Source organism: Aquidulcibacter sp. (assembly GCF_044346625.1).
In the GTDB taxonomy this organism is placed as follows: domain Bacteria; phylum Pseudomonadota; class Alphaproteobacteria; order Caulobacterales; family Aquidulcibacteraceae; genus Aquidulcibacter.
This window is the reverse complement of record NZ_JBIIYV010000170.1, coordinates 1-4606: the sequence shown is the minus strand read 5'-3', so window position 1 is coordinate 4606 and position 4606 is coordinate 1. Positions and strand designations below refer to the sequence as shown.

7 protein-coding genes are annotated in these 4606 nt (G+C 52.3%); 2 read left to right on the top strand and 5 right to left on the bottom strand.

From position 1 onward, the window contains the following. Nucleotides 1–238: 238 nt before the first annotated feature. From ACIQ20_RS16690 to ACIQ20_RS16675, 4 genes are all read right to left on the bottom strand, one after another. Nucleotides 239–679, bottom strand: a complete 441-nt coding sequence (locus tag ACIQ20_RS16690) for a type II toxin-antitoxin system HicB family antitoxin (RefSeq protein ID WP_395782313.1) — start codon at nucleotides 677–679, stop codon at nucleotides 239–241. Between the two features lie 57 nt (nucleotides 680–736). Further along, nucleotides 737–943 (bottom strand): type II toxin-antitoxin system HicA family toxin, encoded by a 207-nt coding sequence (locus ACIQ20_RS16685; protein ID WP_395782311.1) that lies wholly within the window; start codon nucleotides 941–943, stop codon nucleotides 737–739. Between the two features lie 371 nt (nucleotides 944–1314). Further along, nucleotides 1315–1518, bottom strand: a complete 204-nt coding sequence (locus ACIQ20_RS16680) for an AlpA family transcriptional regulator (protein WP_198534156.1) — start codon at nucleotides 1516–1518, stop codon at nucleotides 1315–1317. Nucleotides 1519–1824: 306 nt separating this feature from the next. After that, complete coding sequence (locus ACIQ20_RS16675; RefSeq protein WP_395782309.1) at nucleotides 1825–2199, bottom strand: helix-turn-helix transcriptional regulator; 375 nt, start codon at nucleotides 2197–2199, stop codon at nucleotides 1825–1827. A gap of 275 nt (nucleotides 2200–2474) precedes the next feature. Between ACIQ20_RS16675 and ACIQ20_RS16670 the strand changes: the two genes are divergently transcribed. Beyond that, nucleotides 2475–3389, top strand: a complete 915-nt coding sequence (locus ACIQ20_RS16670) for a hypothetical protein (RefSeq protein ID WP_395782307.1) — start codon at nucleotides 2475–2477, stop codon at nucleotides 3387–3389. After that, nucleotides 3382–4296 (top strand): nucleotidyl transferase AbiEii/AbiGii toxin family protein, encoded by a 915-nt coding sequence (locus tag ACIQ20_RS16665; RefSeq protein ID WP_395782305.1) that lies wholly within the window; start codon nucleotides 3382–3384, stop codon nucleotides 4294–4296. The genes ACIQ20_RS16670 and ACIQ20_RS16665 overlap by 8 nt, the downstream gene beginning before the upstream one ends. Nucleotides 4297–4393: 97 nt before the next feature. Here ACIQ20_RS16665 and ACIQ20_RS16660 read toward each other — a convergent pair. After that, the coding region (locus ACIQ20_RS16660; protein WP_395782303.1) for a hypothetical protein at nucleotides 4394–4606 on the bottom strand (213 nt) is incomplete at its 5' end.

Here is a 4606-nt window from a genome sequence, read left to right as displayed (position 1 = left end):
TGTCCCCGCCAGCCATCAACTGGTCTAAAACTTCACTTGGTATCTGGGGTAGTGCCTTCTTCTCTGACATGGGGAATCACCTCCGTTCCCTACATGCTCCCCCATGCACGAAATTCCTGATAGTCCCGTGTCAAATTCTTCCGCCTAGGCCCTGTGATAGACTGCCAAATGAATCGATGGGGAAATGCTGTCGAGACCTTCCCCAGGTCCCGTCAGCATCACGCCCAAAAGCTAATATCTAGGCTATAAGACGACGCGCAGCTTCTGCGAGCCATGCACTTCTATTCATGCCGACACTCTCAGCAACTTGGTCGACACGGGCAAGCAAACCCTCGTTCATCGTGATCTGAACGCGAACTGATCGTGATTTGAGTTCACCAGCATCAGATTCCAGAACGATGGCTCCTTCTAGTCTCTCCCGCATATCTGCGTCTGCTTCTGCTATCCTTAGAATGTTCTCTAACCCTAAGGGGCTTGGAACTACTCCGGTCTCTTCTTGTGCATCAGCAATGTAAATGGCGATAGCTTCACGGACATTGCTTCTCGCTTCCTCCAAACTGTCTCCACCCGATGTGCATCCGGGAAGATCCAGAACCACAGCTCCCCACATCCCGACCTCGGGATCGTGGTCGAAAGCAACAGACCATTTAGGTCTGCTGCTGGTTATATTCTGTGTCATGAGGTGTTCTCCACTTAATAAATATCTTTTTGCTTTGTTTGAGAGGGGGTGGCCTTGCTATTCAGGTGGCCACTTCCATTTGGCCTGCCGATAGATTTCCCGAAGTACCCCTATGGACTGTTCGGCCTTGCTCACGACCACAGTGATCTTGCCCGGAAAGTCAGGGTGGACAAAGTGCTTGTGAGACCCTTCCGTGGCCTTCTGCACATATCCTTCGCTTTTCAGCCGCTTGATAATGTCCTTGGTCTTTGGTCGCTTCGGCAATGTTGCCCCCTCTTAGGGTGTGTATAATATACACACTTTCTCTAAAGTCAAAACAAGATGTGTATGCGATGAGTGTGTTTCATTCCTGCGCCAGTAGCTCGGCGTTCGCCCATTCAATTGGTCGACAGCAGTTGAACGTGCGAAGCCAGAACCAAGGTTTCTGCTAATTCTTTCGCTGTTCCCTCTAGCCCCGTGTTCGACCTGCCAGAGGCAAGGTCGAGAGGTGATGTTGGGACGCGCCCCGCGTCCCGACACCTAATGGTGCGCCAGAGCGTGAAGGGCAGGTCAAGGTGGGCAGAGCCCCCTTCAAGAAGGTTACCTTGACGCGCCCAAACGCTCTGGCATTTGGCGAAGATCGGCAATGCAAGAGCCTACCGTCCGTATTGGCTGGTGTTGGCGAACATGCGCTCCTGCGCCCACACATCAAGCGCGGTGACGAGATAACGGATCAACCGGGGGCCATATTTGATAAAGGGAGGGCCTTCACCGGTTACGCGCCAGCGGTTCAAAGTGTGCTTGGAAATCTTCAAATGGGCGGCGGCATCTTCGACGGTGAGTAGTGTGTCGGTATTCATGTGTCTCATCCTCTATCAGGCTCGACAAGTATCGCGGAATTGCGATCTCGTAAGACCAAGAGAACTCAGAAAAACCACACTAATCCAGCATGTTCACCAAAATCGGGAAGCCCAAAAACAAAGACTTATCCACCTGATATCCACAGATGGATCGATCTGTTTCGAAGGGTTCCAGCACGCACCAGCCTAGCCAGCCATGCCCCGCCATGTCCCATCGCCACAATGCTCGTAACTGGGGAATCTAGAGGGCCAGTAGGCGCTCAACCGCCCAATCAGCTGCAGATAAATTCTGCGCCAAAGCAAAAATCACCTGATTTGAGCGGCAATCCATTCCGATAAATCAGCGCGGCGATAGCCAATGGCCCGTCCTCCCAGCCGAAGAAAGCGAGGTCCTCCGCCTTGCACGCGCCACTTCTTCAGCAAGCTCAATGACACTGAAAGAACCAATGTTGCTTCTGAGGGTCGCACGACTTCGGAGGGAAGGGTCCCGAGACTCTTGCGCGGCGGCGGTTCTACTTTGACCGGTGCGCGCGGATGCTTCGGTGAGACATCAGATTTGGAAAGCTGGGCAGCCGCAACGGGCAACGCTTTCACCGCCTTCGGCTTCTGTCCAAGCGCCAAACTCTCGCCAAACAGGCCAAGCTGGCGCTGATCCATATCTGCCCTGAGCCGTCTTCCCATCAGACATCTCCGCGTTCGGAGTGGGGGCGGAGCAAGTTTTGGGCCAAGTTTATGGGTCAGTGACGTGCTGTCGATAATGACTTGCTACTATTCAATGGCTGAGGTGTAGTTATAAACGTTGGCGATACCATCCGTCCTAAGGACGGATGGTATCGCCAACGATATAGAAAGTCAACCCACCACGGGTGGTTGGTACATCCTCTGCGCCCTTGACAATTGCTTCGGTGACCTATACAATATGTCCTTAGGACATATTGTATAGGTCACCGAGTTAAATGGCAGAAGTGCTTCGCCCATTTCAGCAACGAAAGCGGATGACCCTTGTCGCCGATACCCTCGCCCGCTCGCTCAATAGTCAGTCCAAGCCCGTACTTTCTAACTATGATATATTCCGGGAGTTATGGGTAATCTACAGATCTGGAAAGGTAAAATACTTACGGGGTGACACACCGAGCCGTGACCTTTTCCGGCGGACACGTATCTTATTACGCAATGAGGGGATCATTCGCCAAGATAATGACTATAACTCACATTGGCGATTGGTAGATAAGCCTGAAGCATCAGCGGAAGATATAGTTTGTTCGGTCGATCCTTTCTGCCACATTGCCCATCTATCTGCGCTCCAACGTTACGGACTTACCAATCGGCGCCCCGAACATCTAATGCTAGTGGAGCCCACGCCAGTGTTGCGGCGGAAGCTATTCCGCGAGATGATGGACCGTGACTATTGCGACGTCCCTGAGTATCCTAGCATCGACATTGAGCCAGCCAAGGCTGTGATGCATCCACGAAAGGTCCGTGGTCGACCAGTCTGGATCGACACGACCAAGTTCTCATCTGATCAGGTTCAAATAAAGGGGAGTTTGTCGCGGATCGCCTCTATTGGCCAAACTTTCCTCGATACAATAGACAGTCCGGATCTTAACGGGGGAATGTCGCATGTCCTAGACATTTGGGCCGAGCATGCCAAAACCTATCTAGAAGAAATTATTGAACGCATTACACGCGCTGAGAAGGGTATCTGCAAAGTTCGCGCAGGCTACATCTTGGAGGAGCATATTGGCATCATTGATCCACGCGTCTCGGCCTGGGCAAGCTTCGCCCAACGTGGCTCCAGTCGCGTGCTGGACCCCGGCAAGCCGTTTGCTACAACATTCTCAGAAAAGTGGATGCTGTCGCTAAATGTCTAAAAGAGTCAAAATAGGGAAACGGATAACCGTTAATATTAGCGAGTGGATCGAAAAGGCCAAGGCCGATCCCCAGGCGCATCTAGAACGCCAGATTACTGAAATCTTCCTTGCAGCGCTGGCTATGAGCGAACCGTTCGCAAACGAGATATTCCTCAAGGGCGGGATTTTGATGGGAGTAGTCTATAAAAGTCCTCGCCAGACCGGAGATATAGACTTCACCGCCATCAGCGAACCTAGCAAAGAGATGGCCGAAGCGCTTAAAGCGGAATTGAATCGCGCCTTTCCAAGGGCAGCGGCAATACTTGGATATCCAGACTTAGTTTGCAATGTTCAGTCTTCACGCTATGAGCCAAGCGCGAAGTTGTTCACTAAGGCAACCGGCCCACTTCTTGCGCTGCGCGTCGGCTATGCGAGGCGCGGTTCTCCTCAGGAGCGATTGTTTAGCTCTGGGAATGCAACCCATGTGCTGGATGTGGACATCGCCTTCCGAGAGCCGGTCAATGCTATCCAGATTGTTAGTCTAGGTAACGAGGGAATGACGGTCCGCGCATATTCGTTGCTCGACCTGATTGCGGAAAAGCTGCGTGCATTACTCCAGCAACCGAAGCGTAATCGCAACCGCCGCCAAGACATTTATGATATCGCATGCCTACTAAAACAATTTCCGTTAGATTCCGACGAACGCGCCCAACTTTTAGCGCTGCTTCACGAGAAATGCCGAGCCCGCGACATTGAGCCGACACGCGAGGCATTAAGCCATCACGAGGTACGAGACCGCGCTGCAAAGACTGGAATACGCTTGGTCTTGAGCTTGAAGATTTACCCGACTTCGATAGCTGCTTTGAAATCGTCGATCGCTTTTACCGCTCGCTACCGTGGCAGTGAAACCGAACCGAAATGTTTTTGAAACACTAAAGGTATGGTTTAAGCTGTAAGTTATCATTTCAAAGCGTTCTCAAAATACAGAGCGTGAATTCGAGGCCTAAATTACGCGCCAAGCAGCCCTACCTTCCCAACCCATACCCAAGGCTGAGGTCCTGCACCACCTGGACAGCACCACCCCGCCCAAGGCTGCTGAGGCTGACATTGTCTCCGATATTGATCGCGCTCTCGATGGGTGTCGGGACCATGACTACATGATTACCCATGCCAGAAGCACGTTCGAGAAGCGCGACGCGGCCAGCGTGTAGCTCTTCAAACGAGCCAACCCGCCAGCC